The organism is Sanguibacter hominis ATCC BAA-789 (assembly GCF_012396185.1).
Taxonomy (GTDB): Bacteria; Actinomycetota; Actinomycetes; order Actinomycetales; family Cellulomonadaceae; genus Flavimobilis; species Flavimobilis hominis.
Map to the genome: position 1 here is coordinate 39,690 of NZ_JAAXOW010000005.1, position 18,438 is coordinate 58,127.

Here is an 18,438-nt window from a genome sequence, read left to right on the forward strand (position 1 = left end):
CGGGGGACGGGCGCCTCTGTACGTGCGTCGGGATGCGTGCGTCAGGCTGCGGCGTCGTGACGCCGTAGCGTCACACCGAGATCGAGAACGTGCCCGTGCGGGACTCGCCCGGCTCGAGGACGAACACGCCGCTGCCCGGCACGCCGCGGTCGGCGAGCGCGAACCCGCCGTTCGCGTTGGTCGCAGGCTCGACCGCGAAGTACGTCCGGCGGACCGGGACGTAGACGACCCAGTGCGCGTAGACGTCGTCGGCGTGGATTCTCACCTCGACGTCGGACCCGTCAGCGCGAGCGCCCGGGTAGACGATGCGTGCGGGCGCGCCGTCGACGCGGCCCGTGAGGCAGTCGTCGACGAAACGGTCGCCGAGAGGTCGCATCGTCCGGAAGTCCGCACGAGCCGGTACGTCGCCCGCCTCCTCGGTCGCGATCGCGTCGACCAGCCGGTAACCACGCGTCACCGGGACCTCGAGCAGCGCGTCCTCCGTGCCCGGGACGAGGTGCCGCACGAAGTACGGGTGATGCCCGAACCCCGCAGGGAACGGCTCCGCGTCGACGTTCTCGACTGTCGTCGTCACGCTCAGGCCCTGCTCGTCGAGCGCGTACGTGATCTCCGCGCAGAACGCCCACGGGAAGCCGACGCCGACGGCACGACGCGAGTCGAAGACCATCCGTACCGACAGGTCCGTGCGCTCGACGACGTCGAACGCGAACGGCAGGACCGCCCCGTGCATCGCGGTGCCGTCGGGCGACGTGCGCGGCAGGCGCCACGTGCGCCCACCCCACGTCAGCCGCGCCCCCGCGACGCGGTTGGACCACGGCACGAGCGGGAAGCTCGCGCACGACGTCGGGCTGTCCAGCTTGCTCGAGCCCGTCGGGCGCACGAGGTCCCGCCACACGCCGTCGACCAGGACCTGGGCGTACGCGAGAGACGCCGCAGCACCGGGGACGATCCCGGCCCGCCACGTCGCCGTCGCGAGCGGGACGACGCGCGGGTCGTCCGCGAGCACCGGGGCAGAGGCCTCAACGCTCGCGAACGGCCCCGCGGACGAACCCTCGACGGGACGCACGGGCGCGTCCGTCACGCTCACAGGACGACGTCGACCTTCACGGTCGAGCCAGCCGGCGCGTACGGCACGTGGTTCCCCTCGACCGCCACGCCGTCGACCGTCAGGCGGCCGCGGGCGCCCGGGGCGCCCGAGTTCGTCACCGAGATCTCGTACGTCGCGCCGCGCGCGACACGCGTCACGGTGTACGACGGGACGTCCGGGCCGATCTGCGGGTCGACGACGAGACCGTCGTAGTCGGGGCGCACACCGAGCAGGTACTGCGAGACCGCGACGAAGTTCCACGCCGCCGTGCCGGTCAGCCAGGAGTTCTTGGCCTCACCGTGACGCACGGCCTGCTTGCCCGCGATCATCTGCGCGTACACGTACGGCTCGAGGCGGTGCGTGTCGGAGATGTCCTCGCGGTACGCCGGGGTGATGCGCTTGTAGTAGTCGAACGCCTGAGCGCCGCGACCGAGCACCGTCTCGCCGATGATGACCCACGGGTTGTTGTGGCAGAAGATGCCACCGTTCTCCTTGTAGCCCGGCGGGTAGGTCGAGACCTCGCCCATGTTGACCTGGTAGGTCGTGTACGCGGGGAACTGCAGCACCATGCCGTGGTCGGTCGCGAGCATCTCGTTGACCGAGTCGAGCGCCTTGACCGCGGGAGCGTCCTTGTCGTCCGGGCCCGAGCCGACACCGATGCCGGCCATGACCGCGAAGCCCTGCGGCTCGATCCAGATCTTGCCCTCGGCGTGCTCGTCCGTGCCGATCTTGTCGCCGTAGTAGTCGTACGCGCGCAGGAACCACTGGCCGTCCCAGCCGTGCGTGAGCACCGCCTGGCGCATGTCCTCGACCGCCTTGCGGGCGTTCGCAGCGACGTCGGCGAGGCCGCGACGCTCGGCGAGCTCGGCGTACTCCTCGCCGTACAGCACGAACTGCGCAGCGATGAAGACGGACTCGGCGACGCCGCCCGCCTGGTTCTCCGTCGTCTGGAACGACTCGCCAGGCGTCGTGGAGAAGCAGTTGAGGTTGAGGCAGTCGTTCCAGTCCGCACGCCCGATGAGCGGCAGGCCGTGCGGGCCGAGGTTGTTCGTCGTGAAGTCGAACGAGCGCGTGAGGTGCTCGAACAGCGAGTCCGCGAGGGAGTCGTCGTTGTCGAACGGGACCTGCTCGTCGAGGATCGAGAAGTCGCCCGTCTCCTTGATGTACGCGGCCACGCCCGCGACGAGCCACATCGGGTCGTCGTTGAAGCCCGAGCCGATGTCGTTGTTCCCGCGCTTCGTCAGCGGCTGGTACTGGTGGTACGCCGAGCCGTCCGGGAACTGCGTCGCAGCGATGTCGAGGATGCGCTCGCGGGCACGCTCAGGGATGAGGTGCACGAAGCCCAGGAGGTCCTGGTTGGAGTCGCGGAAGCCCATGCCGCGGCCGATGCCCGTCTCGAAGAAGGAGGCCGAGCGGGACATGTTGAACGTGACCATGCACTGGTACTGGTTCCAGATGTTGACCATCCGGTCGAGCTTCTCGTCGTCGCTCTTGACCGAGTACGTCGACAGGAGGTTGGTCCAGTGCTCCTTGAGCGCGGAGAACGCGGCGTCGACCTGCTCGGTCGTCGCGAAGCGCGACAGGAGGGCGTGCGCGCGCTCCTTGTTGATGACCTGGTGGGCGGCGTCGGCCCACTTCTCCTCGTCGGGGTTCTCGATGTAGCCGAGGACGACGACGAAGGTCTGCGACTCGCCGGGCTCGAGCGTGACGTCGAGCTGGTGGGAGCCGATCGGGTACCAGCCCGACGCGACCGAGTCCGCCGACCGGCCGGCGCGCGGGACCGCGGCCTCGCCGAGGCCGTTGTACGCGCCGACGAACGTGTCGCGGTCGGTGTCGAAGCCTGAGGCCTTCGCGTTGACGCCGAAGACGGCGTAGTGGTCGCGGCGCTCGCGGTACTCGGTGCGGTGGTAGATCGCGGAGCCGTTCGGGGCGTCCTGCTCGACCTCGACCTCACCGATGTTGAGGTTGCGCTGGTAGTTCGTCTGGTCGTCCTGCGCGTTCCAGAGGCAGAACTCGACGAACGTGAACGCGGAGAAGCTCTTGGGGGCGTCGGAGGTGTTCGTGAACGTGATGCGCTGGACCTCGGCGTTCTCGCCGAGCGGCACGAACAGCAGGGTCTCGACGGAGAGGCCGTTCCGCTCGCCGGTGATGGACGTGTAGCCCATCCCGTGGCGCGTCTCGAAGTGGTCGAGGTCAGCCTTGACGGGGAGCCAGGACGGGGTCCAGACGTCGCCGCCGTCGTTCACGTAGAGGTAGCGGCCGCCTGCGTCGGCGGGGATGTTGTTGTAGCGGTAGCGCGTCAGGCGGCGCATCTTCGCGTCACGGTAGAACGAGTAGCCGCCTGCCTGGTGCGAGACCAGGGAGAAGAACTGCTCCGACCCGAGGTAGTTGATCCAGGGGTAGGGGGTGTGCGGCGTCGTGATGACGTACTCGCGGGCGGCATCGTCGAAGTGGCCGTAACGCATGGGACTGAGCCTCTCGGGGGGTGGGGGTCGCCGACCGGCAGCATTGCCGTGGGAGCGCTTCCATATGAGCTGTACCCCGATCGTAGCCGATTCGGGAGCGCTTGCGAAGAGGTCCGCGGAGACCCTCCGTGCGACCGCCCGGGGGCCTGGCGGTACGGTATCCACGTGCTGCTCTCCGACCGCGACATCCGTGCCGAGATCGACTCCGCGAGGGTCGTGCTCGACCCCTACGAACCGACCATGATCCAGCCGTCGAGCATCGACGTGCGGCTCGACCGGTTCTTCCGGCTCTTCGACAACCACAAGTACGCGGTCATCGACCCCGCCACCGACCAGCCCGACCTCACGCGGCTCGTCGAGGTCGACGCCGGTGAACCGTTCGTGCTGCACCCGGGCGAGTTCGTCCTCGGCTCGACGTACGAGCAGGTCACGTTGCCCGACGACATCGCTGCGCGCCTCGAGGGCAAGTCCTCGCTCGGCCGCCTCGGCCTGCTCACCCACTCGACCGCGGGCTTCATCGACCCCGGCTTCTCGGGTCACGTCACGCTCGAGCTGTCGAACGTCGCGACGCTCCCGATCACCCTGTGGCCCGGTATGAAGATCGGTCAGCTCTGCTTCTTCCGCCTCTCCTCGCCCGCCGAGAACCCGTACGGCTCGCCCGTCTACGGGTCGCGCTACCAGGGGCAGCGCGGGCCGACGCCGTCCCGCTCGGCCCAGGGCTTCCACCGCACGCAGGTCTGACACGTGGCACGCGAGCAGTACCCGGACGCCCCGCGCGAGGAGCTGCGCCCCGCGTCGGGCCGTCAGCGCTTCTCCCGCCACGCGCTCGTCGTCGGGCCCGAGATCGACGTCGAGGAGATCGAGTGCCTCGCGCTCAGCCGCTTCCCCGGCGCGCGCTGGCTCGTCACGGCTGACGACGTCGCCGCCGGCGTGCTGCGCCTCAACCGTCACACGCACCTCGCCGGGCCGTACGCGCCTGGCGGCCCGCTGCGCGGCGAAGACCGCGCGGGGGTCTACGACGTCGCGTGCCCGCGCGAGCGCGGCGACGCCCCGCACGCCGGGCAGTCCGACCGTGACGGCCTCGCCCGCACCTTCCCGGACGGTCTGCCCGTGCGCGAGGAGGAACGTGTCGTGCAGTGGCTCGTCGCGGCCGCGCGGCGGCTGCACGGCTCGGTCGTGGTCGACGTCGACGGCGCGCAGCGCGTGCTCACCCCAGACCCCGGGGCGCGCATCGACCTGACCGTCTACTCCGACGTGTGGCTCGCACCCGAGGCGGCCCTCGCCGTCGTGCGCGACGTCGACCGCCGCGCGACGTGGGCGCCCGGCGGTGTCCCGTGGGCGGGGCCGCCCGCGAAGAGCATCGTGGCGACGCTGCCGCACGTCCCCCGGCTCGAGGACGACGTCCGCGAGTTCGTCCACCAGCGCGCGGAGGACGCCGACATCGAGGCGCTCACCTCGGACGAGGCGCCGACCGGGTACGCGATCCACCTCGACCTGCACGACGACGGGCTCGTCGCGATCGAGATCGGCGGCGAGGAGTCGTTGCCGACCTCGCTGCGGGGCCTGCCCTGGGCCGACGGCGGCGCCGTCGCCTACCGGGTGCGCTGGTACCCGGTCGACGACGACCTCGAGGAAGAGCGGCCCCCGCTCGCCCACCGGGTCGCGCGCGGCCGTGCGACGCCGCGACTCGGCGCTGTCACGGCGGCGCTGCACAGGGCGGTCGGCGGCGAGATCGTCGACGAGGCTGAGTTCCTGGTCGCACCTGAGGACCTCTGACCCGCGCGACGTGCTGATCGTCACTGCCCTGGCGGTCATGCCCCGGTCAGGTCTTGGTAAGATCTAGAGCAATCCCGTGCACTTCCGAGGGGGTTCGGAAGGGCGTCGCGTGCCGTGAGGTGCGCTGTCCTCGCACGGGGCCGACCGACACCGCCCCGCCGACTGGACGGACCCGGACGTGCCGCAGCTTCTCGCCATCCATCTCGTGATGGCGATCGGCGCGCCCTTCCTCGTCCGGTTCCTCGGCCGCAAGGCGTTCCTGGTCCTCGCCCTCGCGCCGGCCAGCGCGGTCGCCTACGCCCTGTCGCACACCGCAGGCGTCATGCGAGGCGAGCACCCGACGGTCGTCCACGAGTGGATCCCGGTCCTCGACATCGAGCTCGCGTTCCGCATGGACACGCTCGCCTGGCTCATGCTGCTCCTCGTCGGCGGCGTCGGCGCGCTCGTCCTCGTCTACTGCTCCGCGTACTTCTCCTCGAGCGCCCAAGGCCTCGGCCGGTTCTCCGGCGTGCTGACCGCGTTCGCGGGGGCGATGGTCGGGCTCGTCACGGCCGACGACATGCTCTTGCTGTTCATCTTCTGGGAGCTCACGACCGTCTTCTCCTACCTGCTCATCGGGCACTACGCGGACCGCAAGGCGTCGCGCCGTGCCGCGATGCAGGCGATCGTCGTCACGACGTTCGGCGGCCTGGCGATGCTCGGTGGGATCGTGGTCCTCGGCACCGCCGCCGGGACGTTCCGCCTCTCCGAGGTCGTCGCGAACCCGCCCGCCGGGACCGCCGTGACCGTCGCGATCGTGTGCGTCCTCGTGGGTGCCGCGACCAAGTCCGCGCTGCTGCCGTTCCACTTCTGGCTGCCGGGCGCGATGGCCGCGCCCACGCCGGTCTCCGCGTACCTGCACGCCGCGGCGATGGTCAAGGCCGGTGTGTACCTGGTCGCCCGCTTCGCACCCGCGTTCTCCGACCTGCCCGTCTGGCAGGGGATCGTCATGGTGCTCGGCGCCGGCACCCTGCTCCTCGGCGGCTACCGCGCCTTGCGGCAGCACGACCTCAAGCTCGTCCTCGCGTACGGAACCGTCTCCCAGCTCGGGATGATCATCCTGCTCGTGGGGCTCGGCACCCGCTCCGCAGCGCTCGCCGGCCTCGCGATGATCGGCGCGCACGCGATGTTCAAGGCGGCGCTGTTCCTCGTCACGGGCGTCGTCGACGCCGCGACGGGCACACGCGACCTGCGTCGACTGACCGGCGTGGGACGGGCGCTCCCCGAGACCGCCGTCGCGGGCGGCCTCGCGATCGCCTCGATGATCGGCCTGCCGCCCCTCGCGGGCTACGTCGCGAAGGAGGCGGCGCTCGAAGCCCTGCTGCACGACGGCGCGGGCACGGGCCCGGCGTGGGTGTCGACCGTGCTCGTCGTCGCGGTCGTGGTCGGCTCGATGCTCACGTTCGCATACGGCCTCCGGTTCTTCTGGGGCGCGTTCTGCTCCAAGGCCCCCGCCGAGCCGGTCCCCGCGCGCACCGACCCTGCGACGGGCGAGTGCATCGAGGCTCCCGACCTGAGCCAGGTGCCGCCCTCCGAGGTGCACCGGCAGTCGCCGCTGCTGTGGGGGCCGCCGCTCGTGCTCGCGGTCCTCGGCCTCGCTGCCGCGCTCGTCCCGAGGCTCGGGGAGAACCTGCTGTCCCCGCACGCCGAGCTCTACCCGTCCGGCGAGCCCGGGCACCTCACCCTGTGGGGCGGGTTCGGTCCTGCGTTCTTCTCGACCGTCGCGATCGTCGGCGTCGGCGTGCTGCTCTTCTGGCGCCGCCGCGGAGTCGAGCGCCTCCAGGCGCGGATGCCGCACGTCCCCGAGGCCGAGCGCACGTACCGGCGCTTCATGCGGCGGCTCGACGAGGTCGCCGCCGACATCACCGCGCTCACGCAGCGTGGCTCGCTGCCCTTCTACCTCGGCGGGATCCTCCTCACCGTCGTCGTGCTGCCGGGCGGTGCGATGATCCGCACGCTCGTCGACGGCACCGCCACGACGACCGTGCGTGCGTGGGACACGCCCGCCCAGGTCGTCGTCGGCACCGTGATCGTCGTGGCCGCCGTCCTCGCCGCGCGCGCACGCCGCCGCCTCAAGGCGGTCCTGCTCGTGGGCCTGACCGGCTACGGCACCGCGGTGATGTTCATGTTCCAGGGCGCCCCCGACCTCGCGCTCACGCAGGTCCTCGTCGAGACGATCTCGCTCGTCGTGTTCGTGCTCGTCCTGCGGCGCCTGCCCGCGTACTTCTCCGACCGGCCGCTCGCGGGCGCGCGCTGGATACGCCTGTCGCTCGGCATCGCCGTCGGGCTCGTGGTCGCGGGCATCGCGCTGACCGTGCCCGGCGCACGCACGGCCGAGCCGGTGACGACCCTCTTCCCCGACGAGGTCTACACGTACGGCGGCGGCAAGAACATCGTCAACGTCGTCCTCGTCGACACCCGCGCCTGGGACACCATGGGCGAGATCTCCGTGCTTCTCGTCGCCGCGACCGGCGTCGCGAGCCTCGTGTTCCTGCGGCGCCGCTCGGGCGAGATCCTCCGCGCCCGCTCGGTCCAGGTGCCCGACGCCGCAGCGGTGAGCAAGCGCGTGGGCGCGACGCTCGGCGGGCTGCCGACCCCGACGCTGCGCGGCCATACCGCTGAAGGCATCGCCGAGCGTGCCCAGCGGTCGCGCGTGTGGCTCACCGCGGGCCGCACGCTCGCGCCCCAGCGCAGGTCGGTCATCTTCGAGGTCGCGACCCGGCTCTTGTTCCACTCGCTGATCATCTTCTCGATGTTCCTGCTGTTCTCCGGGCACAACGCGCCCGGTGGCGGCTTCGCCGCAGGCCTCGTCACCGGCATCGCGATCATCATCCGGTACCTCGCGGGCGGCCGCTACGAGCTCGGTGAGGCGGCGCCAGTCCACCCGGGCCTCGTGCTCGGAGCGGGACTGTTCCTGAGCGTCGGCGTCGGGCTCCTGCCCGTCTTCTTCGGCGGGATGCCCCTGCAGAGCGCGATCCTCCAGACCACCCTCCCGCTGCTCGGTGACGTCAAGCTCGTCACCTCGCTCTTCTTCGACATCGGGGTGTTCCTCGTGGTCCTCGGCCTCGTCCTCGACGTCGTCCGTTCTCTCGGCGCCGAGATCGACCGGCACTCCGACGCCGACGCGCGAGAGGAGGCCGCACGATGATCGACACGACCCCGAACGTCGTCCTCGTCGTCGTCATCGGCGTGCTCTTCGCCGCGGGCGTCTACCTGGTCCTGGAGCGCAGCCTCTCGCGCGTCCTGCTCGGCACGCTGCTCATGGGCAACGGCGCCAACCTGCTGTTCATGGTCGCCGGCGGCCGCGCCGGCGGCGCGCCCCTGATCGGCACGACCGCACCCGAGGACATGACCGACCCGCTCCCGCAGGCGATGGTGCTGACCGCGATCGTCATCTCGCTCGGCATGATCGGCTTCGTCATGTCGATGGCCTACCGGTCCTGGCAGCTCAACGGTCACGACGAGGTCCAGGACGACCTCGAAGACCGCCGCGTCGCGCGCAAGGCCGCGATGAACGCGCCCGCCTACGAGGACACGGACAGCGAGGACTCCGGCCAGTCGCTCGACGACGAGGCCGCCGACCAGCGCGACGAGACGGTCCACGACGAGCTCGGGATCGTGCCCGTCGTGCCGCCCGGGACGGAGGACGCCCGATGACCCTCGAGCTCCTCGTGCCGCTGCCCGTCATGCTCCCGCTCCTCGGGGCCGGCCTCAACCTCGCCGTGTGGCGCCGCACGCGCGTCCAGCGCATCGTCACGATCACCGTGCTCGCGCTCATGCTCACGGTCGGGGCGATCCTCCTGGTCGCAGCGGACGACGGACCGCTCGTCATCGACCTCGGCGGCTGGGCCGCGCCCGTGGGGATCAACCTCGTCGCCGACCGGCTCTCGGCCCTCATGATCACCGTGTCGAGCGCGGTGCTCCTGTGCGTCTTCGTCTACTCGGTCGCCCAGGGTGTCGCCGACGGCGACGACGAGGCGCCCCTCGCGATCTACCACCCGACGTACCTCGTCCTCGCGGCGGGCGTCTCGAACGCGTTCCTCACGGGCGACCTGTTCAACCTGTACGTCGGCTTCGAGATCCTGCTCGCGGCGTCGTACGTGCTCCTCACCCTCGGCGGCACGGGGGCGCGCATCCGCGCAGGCACGATCTACGTCGTCGTCGCGCTCGTCTCGTCGCTGCTGTTCCTCGTCGCGCTCGCGATGATCTACGCGGCGACCGGCACCGTGAACATGGCTCAGCTCGCCGAACGCATGGGCGACGTCGACCCCGGCACGCGCCTCGTGCTCGAGCTGCTGCTGCTTCTCGCGTTCGGCATCAAGGCGGCGATCTTCCCGCTGTCCGCATGGTTGCCGGACTCCTACCCGACGGCGCCCGCGCCGGTCACCGCAGTGTTCGCGGGCCTGCTGACGAAGGTCGGTGTCTACGCGATCATCCGCACGCAGACGCTGCTCTTCCCCGACGGCGCGACGAACGACCTGCTCATGTGGGCGGCGCTCCTCACGATGCTCGTGGGGATCCTCGGTGCGGTCGCGCAGGACGACATCAAGCGACTGCTGTCGTTCACCCTCGTCAGCCACATCGGCTACATGATCTTCGGTATCGCCCTCGGGTCGCAGAGCGGCCTCACGGCGACCGTCTTCTACGTCGCGCACCACATCACGGTCCAGACGACGCTGTTCCTCGTCGTCGGGCTCATGGAACGCGTCGGCGGGACGACGTCGCTCGCGCGCCTGGGCGGCCTCGCCAAGGTCGCACCGCTCCTCGCGATCGTGTTCTTCGTCCCCGCGATGAACCTCGCCGGCATCCCGCCCATGTCCGGGTTCCTCGGCAAGGTCGGCCTGCTGCAGGGCGGTGTCGAGCAGGGCACGGGCCTCTCGTACACGCTCGTCGTCGGCGGGATCGTCACGTCGCTCCTGACGCTGTACGCGCTCGTCAAGGCGTGGAACAAGGCGTTCTGGCAGACGCCGCCGCAGGAGGTCTCCCCGCAGCGCCTGCCCGCGGGCATGGTCGGCTCGACGATCGCGCTCGCGACCCTCGGCCTCTCGCTGACGTTCGTCGCCGGGCCGCTCTTCAGCTACGCCGACCGCGCCGCCGTCACGCTGCTGGACCGGACGACCTACGTCGACGCGGTCCTCGTGGACGACGGCCGCGGGCGCGGGCAGTCGCCCGACGTCGCCGAGGACAAGGACGGCGCTCCCGGGGAGGTGACGGCACCGTGACCCTGCACCCGCGCCGTCGCGCATGGTTCGGGCAGTGGCCGACGATCCTCTGGCTCGCCGTCGCCTGGACCATGCTCTGGGGAGACCTCACGTGGGCGAACATCCTGGGCGGCCTCGCTCTCGGCGTCGTCGTGACCCTCGTGTTCCCGCTGCCCGCGATCGGCTTCCACGTGCGCGTGCGTCCGGTCTCGCTGCTCTGGCTCGTCGTGCACTTCCTGTGGGACCTCGTGCGGGCGTCCTTCCAGGTCGCGTTCCAGGCGCTGCACGTGACGCGCGTCCCCCGGGGCGCCGTGATCGGGGTGCGGCTGCGCAACCCCGCCGACCTGTACCTCACGGTGACTGCCGAGCTCAGCACGCTCGTCCCCGGATCGCTCGTCGTCGAGGCGCACCGTCTCACGGGCATGCTCTACCTGCACGTGCTCGACCTCGAGGCCTACGGCGGCGAGGAGAAGGTGCGTGCCGACGTGCTCGCCCTCGAGGAGCGCGTCCTGTACGCGCTCGCCTCGGACGAGGAGCTCGAGAACGCGGGCCTGCCGGTCGGGCCCTGGTGGGGCCCGGCGGCGCGTGCTCAGGCGACCGCGACGCGTCCGTCCGTCGTCCGACCCGTGAAGGGGGAGACGCCATGATCTACGTCCTCGCCGTGTCCGCAGCGCTGCTCGCGGCGGCCGCCGTGCTCACGCTCGTGCGGATCGAGCGCGGCCCGTCGATGCTCGACCGCACGATCGCGCTCGACACGTTCACCGCGACCCTGGTGGGCGCCGTCGCGCTCGAGGCGGCCTGGAACCGGCGGACCGACACGCTGCCGATCCTCCTCGTGATCGCGATGGTGGGGTTCGTGGGCTCGGTGACGATCGCGCGGTTCGCCGCCGTCGAGCCCGAGGAGGAGCGGCGCATCAAGACCCGTGAGGAGGTCGCCGCCGAGGACGCCGCACGGCGCCTCGCGGAGGAGGCCGAGGAGAGCGCGATCGAACGTGCGGCCGAGCGTGCGGCCGAGCTCGAGGCGGCTGAGGGGGCGACGGGCGACGCGACGATCGGCCACGCCGACACCATCTTGTCGTCCGGCGAGGACACCGCCGAGAGTGAGCCCTCCTCTGACGTCGGAGGTGCGCGATGAACTGGGACGGCGTCTTCGACGTGCTCTCGGCCGTCTGCTTGCTCGCCGGAGCGTTCCTGTCGTTTGCAGCAGGTGTCGGCGTGCTGCGCTTCCCCGACCTGCTCGCGCGCATGCACGCCGCGACGAAGCCCCAGGTGCTCGGGCTGATCCTCGTCCTGCTCGGCCTCGAGCTGCGGCTGCGGACGTGGGACGTCCTGCTCGTCGTCGTGCTCGTGACGCTCTTCCAGATGCTCACCGCGCCCGTGTCCGCGCACATGGTGGGCCGCGCCGGATACCGCACGGGCAAGGTCCGCACGGACCTCCTCGTGCTCGACGAGCTGACGAGCGACCTCGACGAGGCGCGCACGCTCGCACGCGAGCACGAGCTCGCGCAGCTCGCGGCGGAGCGTGCCGCGCACGCGGGCGACGACGTCGCGTCACCCGGCCCCGTGGACGACACCCCGACGGGCGACGGGGCGCAGGAGGACCCGCGGCCGTGAGCCGGTGCGCCCAGACGCCCCCGGGTCAGCTCGGGGGCACGCGCGCGTCGAGCCAGTCGAGGACGGTCGTCAGGTAGGTCGTGCGCGCGGGCTCGGGCGACAGCGCGAGGTCGTGGGCGCCGCCGGCGATCTGCTCGATGGTGACGTCGGCGCCGAGCTTCGGCGCTCGCGCGAGGATCTGCTCGACGGAGAGCACGGAGTCCGTCGTCACGAGCCGGTCGTGCTCCCGTTTGTGGTCGCCCGTCTCGGTCGACGTGCACACGAGCACGGGGCAGTCGATCGACAGGCCGCGAGCGACGCGGTCCTGGTAGCGCCTCACCGAGGCGAGCCACCCGGCGCGCACGGGGAACCCTTCGTGCGGCTTCCACGTGAGCTCGTAGTCCCACTCGCCGCCCGAGCCCGAGTGCAGGGCACGCCCGTAGTGCGGTGCGAGGTGCCCGACGACGGTGCGCGGGGCGACGTGCGAGAGCGCCTTGATCGCGGCGGTGCCGACCGTGCGGTTGAACGCGTTCTCGTTGAGGTCGAGCCAGGGGCTGTTCAGGACGAGGGCGTCGAGGACGCCGGGGCGCGCGTTGGCCCACATCGCGCCGATCAGACCGCCGGTCGAGTGGCCGAGGACGACGAGGTGCCCGTGGTGCTCCTCGCCCGTGATGATGTGCACCGCCTCGTCGATCTCGGGGGCGTGCTCGACGAGGTCCCGCACGAGGTTGGGGGACTGGCCCTCGCGCAAGGAGCGTCCGTACTTGCGCAGGTCGAGGGCGTAGAAGTCCCAGCCGCGCTCGGCGAAGGCGGCGGCGAGGTGCGGGTGGAAGAAGTAGTCGACGAAGCCGTGCAGGTAGAGGACGGCCCGATGGTGCCGGGGCCCGTCGGCCGAGCGGACGAGGGTCGCCTCGACTGGCCCTTCCTCGTCGGCGCCGAGATGGATCGTCCGTGCGCGCCACTCGTCGCCGAGGACGTCAGGCGACCAGGGATCGCGTGCAGGTGGTGTGTTCACGGGTTCTCCTCGCAGGCGACGGTGCCGGTCTTCTCGATCCTGCCAGGAAGGTCGCCCGACGGATAGCGAAGTGAACTTGAGCGGAATAGACTCAACTTCAGGGTGGTTCTCACAGTCATCAGAGTTTTCGCTGGTCAAGGAGAAACGATGGACGCGAAGTTCACGACGCTGGCGCAGGACGCGCTCAGCGAGGCGATCCAGACGGCGACCGCCGCAGGCAATCCTGAGGTCGAGCCGATCCACATCCTGGCGGGTCTCGTCGGTCAGGCCGACGGCGTCGCTCCTCAGCTCCTCGTCGCCGCCGGGGTCGACGCGGCCGTCGTCGGCAGGGACGTGCGGAAGGCCCTCGTCGAGCTCCCGTCCGCGACGGGTGGCGGCGTCGCCCAGCCCGCGCTCGCTGACGCCACCAAGCGCCTCATCAACGCGGCGCGCAGCGAGATGCAGGCCCTCGGAGACGAGTACGTCTCGACCGAGCACCTCCTCATCGCCGCTGCCGAGGTCGCCTCCTCCGCGGCGACGCTCCTGCTGCGCGCAGGCGCGACACCCGACGCGCTGCGCGCCGCCCTGCCCGCCGTCCGCGGCAACACCAAGGTCACGACGCCCAACCCGGAGGGCACGTACAAGTCGCTCGAGAAGTACGGCGTCGACCTGACGGCCGCCGCGAAGGAGGGCAAGCTCGACCCCGTCATCGGCCGCGACAGCGAGATCCGCCGCGTCGTCCAGGTCCTCTCGCGCCGCACCAAGAACAACCCCGTGCTCATCGGCGAGCCCGGCGTCGGCAAGACGGCGGTCGTCGAGGGCCTCGCACAGCGCATCGTCGCGGGCGACGTGCCCGAGTCGCTGCGCGGCAAGCGCATCGTGTCGCTCGACCTGCCCGCGATGGTCGCGGGCGCCAAGTACCGCGGCGACTTCGAGGAGCGCCTCAAGGCCGTCCTCTCCGAGATCAAGGAGTCCGACGGCGAGATCGTCACGTTCATCGACGAGCTGCACACCGTCGTCGGCGCGGGCGCCGGCGGCGAGGGTGCGATGGACGCGGGCAACATGCTCAAGCCCATGCTCGCCCGCGGCGAGCTGCGGCTCGTCGGCGCGACGACCCTCGACGAGTTCCGCGAGCACATCGAGAAGGACCCGGCGCTCGAGCGCCGCTTCCAGCAGGTGTACGTCGGCGAGCCGTCCGTCGAGGACACGGTCGCGATCCTGCGCGGGCTGAAGTCCCGCTACGAGGCGCACCACCGCGTGACGATCTCCGACGGCGCGCTCGTCGCGGCCGCGACGCTCTCCGACCGCTTCATCAGCGGCCGCCAGCTCCCCGACAAGGCGATCGACCTCGTCGACGAGGCCGCGAGCCGCCTGCGCATGGAGATGGACTCGTCGCCTGTCGAGATCGACACGCTGCGCCGCGTCGTCACGCGCCTCGAGATGGAGGTCATGGCGCTCGAGCAGTCGGACGACGAGGTCGACGCTGCGCGCGCCGACGACCTGCGGGCGCAGCTCGCCGACCGGCGCGAAGAGCTCGCGGCGCTCAATGCGCGCTGGGAGACGGAGAAGGGCGGCCTCAACCGGGTCGGCGACCTGCACAAGAAGCTCGACGAGCTGCGCTCCGACGCGGACCGCGCCGAGCGTGAGGGTGACCTCGCGACGGCGTCGCGCATCCGGTACGGCGAGATCCCCGAGCTCGAGCGCGAGATCGCGGAGGCCGAGCAGGCGCAGCGCGCCGCCGTCCCGGACCCAGAAGCGGGCCAGGAGGTCGAGCTCGCGCAGGAACGGCCGCCGAAGCTCGTGGGCGACAAGGTCGACGCGGCAGAGATCGCAGAGGTCGTGTCCGCGTGGACGGGCATCCCCGCAGGGCGGCTGCTGCAGGGCGAGAGCCAGAAGCTCTTGTCGATGGAGCAGACGATCGGCGCGCGCCTCATCGGGCAGACGGCCGCCGTCGCGTCCGTGTCCGACGCGGTGCGCCGCTCGCGCGCCGGCATCAACGACCCGGACCGTCCGATCGGCTCGTTCCTCTTCCTCGGCCCGACCGGCGTCGGCAAGACGGAGATCGCGAAGTCCCTCGCGGACTTCCTGTTCGACGACGAGCGCGCCATGGTCCGCATCGACATGTCCGAGTACGGGGAGAAGCACTCGGTCGCGCGCCTCGTCGGCGCGCCTCCCGGCTACGTCGGCTACGAGTCGGGCGGGCAGCTCACCGAGGCGGTGCGGCGCCGGCCGTACTCGGTCGTGCTGCTCGACGAGGTCGAGAAGGCGCACCCGGAGGTCTTCGACATCCTGCTGCAGGTGCTCGACGACGGTCGGCTGACCGACGGTCAGGGCCGCACGGTCGACTTCCGCAACACGATCCTCGTGATGACGTCGAACCTCGGCTCGCAGATGCTCGTCGACCCGCTCGTCGCCGAGGGCGACAAGCGTGAGGCGGTCATGTCAGCGGTGCGCACGCACTTCAAGCCCGAGCTGCTCAACCGTCTCGACGACGTCATCGTGTTCGACCCGCTGACCATCACGGAGCTGAGCCAGATCGTCGACATCCAGGTGCGGGCGCTCGCGGCCCGGCTCGCGGAACGCCGCCTGACGCTCGACGCGACAGACGCGGCTCGCGAGTGGCTCGCGCTCGAGGGCTTCGACCCGGCGTACGGCGCGCGGCCGCTGCGCCGCCTCGTGCAGCGCGAGATCGGCGACCGGCTCGCGCGGGCGCTGCTCTCCGGCGCGATCGGCGACGGCGACGCGGTGCGCGTCGACCGCGGCCCGGAGGGGCTCACGGTGGCGCGGGCCTGACGGTCGGCAGCACTCGGTGTCGGGGCGTCGCGCCACGGGCGCGGCGTCCCGACGTCTGTCTGGGCTGCCGTCCGCTCAGCGGGCGAAGAGCGCTCCGGCGACGGCGCCCGCGAGGACGACCGTCCACGGCGGTGCCTTGGCGACCGTCAGGAGCGCGAGGCAGACGGCGGCGATGACGCCCGGGACGACGCCGGTGATGGTCGAGGTGAGGATCGGGTCCCACAGCGCGGCCGCGAGGATCCCGACGACGGCCGCGCTCGCCCCGGCGACGGCGGCGCGGACGCCGGTCCGGCGTCGCAGGCTCTCCCAGTAGGGGAGCGCGGCGAGCAGCAGCAGGATGCCGGGGAGGAAGACTGCGACGAGGGCGACGAGCGCCGTCCAGGGGGCGGCGGCGCCCGGGCCCATGTCGTACCCGAGGAACGCGGCGAACGTGAAGAGGGGACCCGGGACGGCCTGCGCTGCGGCGTAGCCGGCGAGCACGTCCCCGGTCGGGACGGCGTTCGCGACCGCGGGCTCGGCCTGGAGGAGCGGCAGGACGACGTGTCCGCCGCCGAGGACGAGCGCGCCGGCGCGGTAGAACGCGTCGGCGACGGCGGTCCACACGCTCGGGGCGAGCCGTGCGAGGACGGGCAGCCCGACGAGCAGGGTGACGAAGAGGCCGAACGACGCGAGCCCGACGCGACGGGTCACGACCTGGAGCGCGTGCGCCTCTGCGCGGCCCGGCAGGTCACGACAGACGACGACGCCGGCCGCGACACCGAGCCCGATCGCTGCGAGCTGCCCCACGTTGCCCGTGAGGGTCAGCGCGAGGGCTGCGGCGCCGCACGCGATCAGGATGCGCCGCACGTCGGGCGTCAGGGTGCGCGCCATGCCCCACACGGCGTGCGCGACGACGGCGACCGCGACCGACTTGAGCCCGACCATGACGCCGTGGGCGACGGCCCCGTCGAGCGACACGGCTCCGGCGGCGAGCAGCACGAGCAGGAGCGCGGACGGGAGCGTGAACGCGAGCCATGCCGCGGCGGCGCCGAGGGGGCCGCCGCGAACGAGCCCGAGGGCGAAGCCGACCTGGCTCGATGTCGGGCCGGGGAGCACCTGGCAGAGGGCGACCAGCTCGCCGTACCGCTCCTCGGTGACCCAGCGGCGGCGCGTGACGAGCTCGTCGCGGAAGTAGCCCAGGTGCGCCACGGGTCCGCCGAACGACGTGACGCCGAGCCGCGCGAAGGTGCGCAGCACCTCGCCGGGGTGTCGTCGAGAGCGCACGTGTCCTCGTCTCCGTCGGGCCTGACCTGGTCCTAGTCAACCAGGGCCAGGGGAGGTATCGAGGTCGTATGCCAGGGCGCGAGGTCGTGAGCTCTGCCTGCCGAACTCGCGACAGAAGTCACGACCTCGGGGCGATGGAGGTCATGAGCGCGGCGGCGCCACCGCGGCGCTCAGGCCGAGTCGCGCCAGACGATCGGGGAGTCGAGCAGGACGCCGTCGCGCGGCACGTCCTTCCCGTCGAGCTGGGCGACGACGAGCTCGGCGGCACGCTCGCCGACGCCCGCGGCGGGCTGGTGCACCGTCGACAGGGCCGGGAAGCAGCGCTCTGCCCAGGAGGAGTCGTCGAACCCGACGACACCGACGTCGTCGGGCACCGTGCGGCCCGAGCGGCGCAGCGCCGCGAGGACGCCCGCAGCGACCGCGTCCGACGCCGCGAAGATGCCGTCGAGGTCGGGTGCGCGCTCGAGGAGCTCGAGGGTCGCGCGGAGGCCCGCGGTGTACTCGTAGAGCGGGATGGGGGCGACGAGGGTCGGGTCGAACGCGTCGCCGAGCGCGTCCTGGAAGCCCGCGAGGCGGTCTGCGCCGGAGTCGCGGTCGAGCGCGGCGGCGACCATACCGACACGCTTGCGACCTGTCTCGACGAGGCGCCGCGTGATGTCGCGTGCTGCGGTGAAGTTGTCGATGCCGACCCAGGGGAGCGGCACGGTCGTCTGGGGGTGGCCGACGAACGCTGCGGGCACGCCGAGCCGGACGATGGCGTCGGTGATCGGGTCGTCGGCGCGTGCGGAGACGATGATGACCCCGTCGACGAAGCCGCCGGACAGGTAGCGGGTGACGCGCTCGGTGTCGCGTGCGGAGTCGGTGACGAGGCTGACCATCTGGAGGTCGGCGGCCGACAGGACGTTGTTGGCGCCGAGCATGATCGCGCCGATGTTGGGGTCCTCGAGGAAGAGGGCGTGCGGCTCGTGGACGATGAAGCCGACGGCGCGCGAGCGTTGCATGACGAGGTTGCGGGCGGCCGTGTTGGGGACGTACCCGACGGTGCGGATGGCGGCCTCGATCGCGGTGCGGGCCTGCTCGGAGACGTAGCCGCCGTTGAGGACGCGGCTGACCGTGCCGCGGGAGACGCCTGCGGTGCGGGCGACGTCGTGCACCGTTGCACGACGCCGGGAAGGTTGCGGTTCGGTCACGACGCCCATCGTAGGGGTGGTGCCGGGTTGACGGTCC

General features: G+C 71.7%; 14 protein-coding genes. 9 read left to right on the forward strand and 5 right to left on the reverse strand.

Features of this window, described 5'->3' with window-relative positions; all coding sequences use genetic code 11:
* Positions 1 to 70: 70 nt before the first annotated feature.
* Both HF995_RS12870 and HF995_RS12875 read right to left on the reverse strand, forming a co-directional pair.
* A complete protein-coding gene (locus HF995_RS12870) occupies positions 71 to 1,087 on the reverse strand; it encodes an aldose epimerase family protein (RefSeq protein ID WP_350308902.1) in 1,017 nt (338 codons plus the stop codon).
* Positions 1,084 to 3,552, reverse strand: coding sequence for a glycoside hydrolase family 94 protein (locus HF995_RS12875; protein WP_168448220.1), 2,469 nt, complete (start codon positions 3,550 to 3,552; stop codon positions 1,084 to 1,086). The genes HF995_RS12870 and HF995_RS12875 overlap by 4 nt, the downstream gene beginning before the upstream one ends.
* Positions 3,553 to 3,717: 165 nt before the next feature.
* Here HF995_RS12875 and dcd point away from each other — a divergent pair, with 165 nt between their 5' ends.
* From dcd to mnhG, 8 genes are all read left to right on the forward strand, one after another.
* Positions 3,718 to 4,293, forward strand: coding sequence for a dCTP deaminase (gene dcd, locus HF995_RS12880; protein ID WP_168448221.1), 576 nt, complete (start codon positions 3,718 to 3,720; stop codon positions 4,291 to 4,293).
* A 3-nt stretch (positions 4,294 to 4,296) separates the two neighbouring features.
* On the forward strand, positions 4,297 to 5,328 hold the full coding sequence (locus HF995_RS12885) for a hypothetical protein (RefSeq protein WP_350308903.1): 1,032 nt from the start codon (positions 4,297 to 4,299) through the stop codon (positions 5,326 to 5,328).
* 208 nt (positions 5,329 to 5,536) lie between these two features.
* Positions 5,537 to 8,515 carry a Na+/H+ antiporter subunit A gene (locus HF995_RS12890; RefSeq protein WP_210727492.1) on the forward strand — a complete coding sequence of 993 codons (2,979 nt, stop codon included), beginning with the start codon at positions 5,537 to 5,539 and terminating at the stop codon, positions 8,513 to 8,515.
* Positions 8,512 to 9,024 carry a Na(+)/H(+) antiporter subunit C gene (locus HF995_RS12895; RefSeq protein ID WP_168448223.1) on the forward strand — a complete coding sequence of 171 codons (513 nt, stop codon included), beginning with the start codon at positions 8,512 to 8,514 and terminating at the stop codon, positions 9,022 to 9,024. The genes HF995_RS12890 and HF995_RS12895 overlap by 4 nt, the downstream gene beginning before the upstream one ends.
* Positions 9,021 to 10,589, forward strand: a complete 1,569-nt coding sequence (locus HF995_RS12900) for a Na+/H+ antiporter subunit D (RefSeq protein WP_168448224.1) — start codon at positions 9,021 to 9,023, stop codon at positions 10,587 to 10,589. The genes HF995_RS12895 and HF995_RS12900 overlap by 4 nt, the downstream gene beginning before the upstream one ends.
* Positions 10,586 to 11,215 (forward strand): Na+/H+ antiporter subunit E, encoded by a 630-nt coding sequence (locus HF995_RS12905; RefSeq protein WP_168448225.1) that lies wholly within the window; start codon positions 10,586 to 10,588, stop codon positions 11,213 to 11,215. Before HF995_RS12900 ends, HF995_RS12905 begins: the two co-directional genes overlap by 4 nt.
* A complete protein-coding gene (locus HF995_RS12910; protein ID WP_168448226.1) occupies positions 11,212 to 11,703 on the forward strand; it encodes an MrpF/PhaF family protein in 492 nt (163 codons plus the stop codon). Before HF995_RS12905 ends, HF995_RS12910 begins: the two co-directional genes overlap by 4 nt.
* Entirely contained in the window at positions 11,700 to 12,182 is a 483-nt protein-coding gene (gene mnhG / locus HF995_RS12915; RefSeq protein ID WP_168448227.1) for a monovalent cation/H(+) antiporter subunit G, read from the forward strand. Before HF995_RS12910 ends, mnhG begins: the two co-directional genes overlap by 4 nt.
* 25 nt (positions 12,183 to 12,207) lie before the next feature.
* Here the strand turns inward: mnhG and HF995_RS12920 are convergent, their stop codons facing one another.
* Complete coding sequence (locus HF995_RS12920) at positions 12,208 to 13,176, reverse strand: alpha/beta hydrolase (RefSeq protein ID WP_168448228.1); 969 nt, start codon at positions 13,174 to 13,176, stop codon at positions 12,208 to 12,210.
* Positions 13,177 to 13,323: 147 nt separating this feature from the next.
* Here HF995_RS12920 and clpB point away from each other — a divergent pair, with 147 nt between their 5' ends.
* Positions 13,324 to 15,948, forward strand: coding sequence for an ATP-dependent chaperone ClpB (gene clpB / locus HF995_RS12925; RefSeq protein ID WP_168448229.1), 2,625 nt, complete (start codon positions 13,324 to 13,326; stop codon positions 15,946 to 15,948).
* Positions 15,949 to 16,023: 75 nt separating this feature from the next.
* Here the strand turns inward: clpB and chrA are convergent, their stop codons facing one another.
* Together chrA and HF995_RS12935 are read right to left on the reverse strand one after the other, a co-directional pair.
* Positions 16,024 to 17,211, reverse strand: coding sequence for a chromate efflux transporter (gene chrA, locus HF995_RS12930; RefSeq protein WP_350308904.1), 1,188 nt, complete (start codon positions 17,209 to 17,211; stop codon positions 16,024 to 16,026).
* Positions 17,212 to 17,381: 170 nt separating this feature from the next.
* Complete coding sequence (locus HF995_RS12935; protein ID WP_168448230.1) at positions 17,382 to 18,410, reverse strand: LacI family DNA-binding transcriptional regulator; 1,029 nt, start codon at positions 18,408 to 18,410, stop codon at positions 17,382 to 17,384.
* Positions 18,411 to 18,438 lie beyond the last annotated feature (28 nt).

Coding starts and splice junctions, on each gene's coding strand:
- HF995_RS12900 (WP_168448224.1), top strand. CDS start 9,021: ATGACCCTCGAGCTCCTCGTGCCGCTGCCCGTCATGCTCCCGCTCCTC.
- clpB (WP_168448229.1), top strand. CDS start 13,324: ATGGACGCGAAGTTCACGACGCTGGCGCAGGACGCGCTCAGCGAGGCG.
- HF995_RS12895 (WP_168448223.1), top strand. CDS start 8,512: ATGATCGACACGACCCCGAACGTCGTCCTCGTCGTCGTCATCGGCGTG.
- HF995_RS12875 (WP_168448220.1), bottom strand. CDS start 3,552: ATGCGTTACGGCCACTTCGACGATGCCGCCCGCGAGTACGTCATCACG.
- HF995_RS12935 (WP_168448230.1), bottom strand. CDS start 18,410: ATGGGCGTCGTGACCGAACCGCAACCTTCCCGGCGTCGTGCAACGGTG.
- HF995_RS12890 (WP_210727492.1), top strand. CDS start 5,537: ATGGCGATCGGCGCGCCCTTCCTCGTCCGGTTCCTCGGCCGCAAGGCG.
- HF995_RS12910 (WP_168448226.1), top strand. CDS start 11,212: ATGATCTACGTCCTCGCCGTGTCCGCAGCGCTGCTCGCGGCGGCCGCC.
- mnhG (WP_168448227.1), top strand. CDS start 11,700: ATGAACTGGGACGGCGTCTTCGACGTGCTCTCGGCCGTCTGCTTGCTC.